Here is a 1,942-nt window from a genome sequence, read left to right on the forward strand (position 1 = left end):
GGTGTCGGCGTACGAGTCAACATGCACCACCTCGTACGAGTGACTGCGCGCCAAAGTTGATGCGATGAATGGCTGCCTTCGGCGAGCCTGCTGTCGTCGGTTCAGGCGGCAGAGGGGCGGTTGACGGTGGTCTTGGACCCGCATCGCTGGCTGGAGTTGAGGCGGTTTCGCGCGCTGTACGACTCCGGCGCGATGAGCCAGCGGCAGATTGCGAGGGAGACCGGGCTGAACCGTCGCACGGTCGCGAAGTACCTGTCGGGCCAGCTCCCGGCCGCGCCTCCGCAGCGGGCGTCCGCCTCCTTGGCCCGGCGGCGGGCGGTGGACGAGGTCGCCCCGCTCGTCGACGCGATGCTGCGGTCCGAGATCCTGCTCAAGGGCGCGGTGGTCCATGAGCGGCTGGTCCAGGAGTACGGCATCGCCATCAACTACCAGCGGATCAAGATCTACTTGCAGGAGGCGCGACCGCGGATCGCCGAGGAGCTCGGTATCAACGCAGGCGAACTCGCGGGCCTGCACCGTCGGTTCGAGGTGGTGCCCGGCGCCCAGGCGCAGGTGGACTGGGGGGACGAGGGCAGGATCCTCGCCCACGTCGGCATCCCGAAGGTCTACTCGTTCCACATGACGCTGTCGTACTCGCGGGACCCGTTCTGCTGCTTCACCACCAGCCAGGACCTGGCGACGTTCTTCGATTGCCACCGGCAGGCGTTCGCGCACTTCGGCGGGGTGCCGATGAGCATCGTCTACGACCGCACCAAAACCGTGGTCCGCCGACATGTCGCCCCCGGCGAAGCGGTCCCGCTGCATCCGGAGGCGGTCGCGTTCGCCGGACACTACGACTTCGACGTCGACGTGCTGGCCGCCTACCGGCCCCAGGGCAAGGGCCGGGTCGAGCGGCAGGTCGCCATCGTGCGCGACCACGTCCTGGCCGGCCGGGCGTTCTCCTCCACCGAGGAACTCGACGCCGCGTTCACGGCCTGGGTGCCGCTGCGGCGATCCCGGGTTCACGGTACCCACGGCGAGGTCATCGGCCTGCGCGCCGTCCGCGATCACATGGCCCTACGGCCGCTGCCCCGCACGCCCTACGTGGTCACGCAGCGACACCTGCGGCACGTCGGCAAGGACTGCCTGGTCGCCTTCGACGCGAACCTCTACTCGGTGCCCGCCCGCAGGGTCCGACCGCGCCAGTTGGTCGAGATCCGGGCCACGAAGTCCCAGATCGTGCTCCACTCCACCGTCCCCGACTCCGCCGGAAGCACTCTGCTGGCCGTTCACCCCCGGGCGGTGGGCCGCGGTGCCCGGATCGTCGACGAGCGGCACTGGGACGGCCTGCCCAAGGGCGACACCAGGCGCGTAACCACGGGGGACGCCCTTCCTCGGCCCCGCCGTGAACAGGGCCCGACCGACGAGGACGGCCCGCTGCGGGCCCTGCTCAACCGGGCCGCCGCCGCCCGCGTCGAGGTCGGCCGCCGCCCGCTGTCCGTCTACGACGAGCTGACCGGCACCCGCCCGTTCAACACCAACCACCCGACGAAGGACTCCCGTTGAGCCAGCTGGTCAGCAACCGCATCCGCACCATGGCCGGCAAGCTCGGCCTACCCCACCTCGCCGAGGGCCTGAACCAGTACGCCAAACGGGCCGACGAGGCGAAGATGGGCTACCTCGACTTCCTCGACCTCGTCCTTGCCGAGGAACTCGCGGTCCGCGACGACCGCCGCTTCCGGCAGGGCCTTCGACTGTCGAAGCTGCCGCACCACAAGACCCTGGACGACTACGACTTCGCCTTCCAACCCGAACTCGACCCGCGCAAGATCAAGGACCTCGCCACCCTCTCCTTCGTCGAGGCCAAGGCCAACGCCGCTCTGCTGGGCCCGCCCGGGGTCGGCAAGACCCACATCGCCGTCGCCCTCGTGGTCGCCGCCTGCCGGGCCGGCTACTCGATCTA

The 1,942-nt window shown here is 70.0% G+C and carries 2 protein-coding genes; both read left to right on the forward strand.

What is annotated here, in order from left to right; all coding sequences use genetic code 11:
• Nucleotides 1–126: 126 nt before the first annotated feature.
• On the forward strand, nucleotides 127–1,545 hold the full coding sequence (istA, locus tag ACFXHB_RS44760) for an IS21 family transposase (protein ID WP_380582980.1): 1,419 nt from the start codon (nucleotides 127–129) through the stop codon (nucleotides 1,543–1,545).
• Nucleotides 1,542–1,942: ATP-binding protein (locus ACFXHB_RS44765; RefSeq protein ID WP_380582982.1), on the forward strand; the 401-nt coding region annotated here is incomplete at its 3' end. The genes istA and ACFXHB_RS44765, both read left to right, overlap by 4 nt.

The organism is Kitasatospora sp. NPDC059327, assembly GCF_042752535.1.
Lineage (GTDB): Bacteria > Actinomycetota > Actinomycetes > Streptomycetales > Streptomycetaceae > Kitasatospora.